This window comes from Chryseobacterium sp. BGARF1 (genome assembly GCF_001677955.1).
Classification (GTDB): Bacteria; Bacteroidota; Bacteroidia; order Flavobacteriales; family Weeksellaceae; genus Chryseobacterium.
Genome location: NZ_LELA01000246.1, coordinates 1 through 897, shown reverse-complemented (window position 1 = coordinate 897; position 897 = coordinate 1). Strand labels below are relative to the sequence as shown.

The following is an 897-nucleotide window of genomic DNA, read 5'->3' as shown; positions in this document are numbered from 1 at the left end:
TATATTTGTTTGTTATATAATAAGTTAGATGGATATATTTAGTTTTACGGCTGATTTTGGGACAGAGTTGGATTGCATAATTCATTTTAAGGAGCAGAGAGATAAAATTGGTGTGATTTGTAAATGTGGTCACAACGAACATTTCTGGATTAAAAGTATCTGTAGTTACGAATGTAAAAAGTGTCGTAAAAGGATTTCCTTGAAAAGCGGAACGATAATGCAGAACTCTAATCTTTCATTTTTAATTTGGTACAAAACCATGTTTCTAATGAGTATTACCAAGAAAGGTTTTTCGTCAAAAGAAATCCAAAAACAGTTGGGTTTAAAGCGTTATGAACCAGTGTGGGCAATGGTTCATAAGCTAAGAAAAGCAATGGGAACTCGCGATGAAAGATATACTTTGGAAGGCATGATAGAATTTGATGAAGGGTATTTCACTGTAGAATCCAGCGAGATTGAGCAAGAAAAAGGAATTAGAGGGCGAGGTGCAGCGGGGAAACAAAATGTTGCTGTGATGGCTGAGTCTACGCCTTTGGAGAATGTGGAAACTGGCGAGAAATCTAAATCTTGCAGGTACTTTAAGGCTAAAGTTTTAGAAACGCATCTTTCTTTGGAAATCAATGAAACCGTTAAGAAATCTATCGATAACCAAAGCATTGTTTTCACTGATAAAAGCACGTCTTACGTAGATATTTCTGATTTTGTTGAGCTTCATATAACAGAAAAATCTGACAAAGAAACCACCAAAGAAACTTTAAAATGGGTTCATATCACGATCAGCAATGCGAAACGAAATTTATTGGGAAATTATCATAAAATCAAAAGAAAGTACCTGCAATTATACTTAAATGAATTTGTATATAAACTAAATCGAAGATATTTTGCAGATAAACTATT

At 33.8% G+C, this 897-nt stretch carries 1 protein-coding gene; it reads left to right on the top strand.

Going from position 1 to position 897, the window contains the following annotated elements; all coding sequences use genetic code 11:
- Positions 1 to 28: 28 nt before the first annotated feature.
- Positions 29 to 897: IS1595 family transposase (locus AB671_RS21870; RefSeq protein WP_066681739.1), on the top strand; the 869-nt coding region annotated here is incomplete at its 3' end.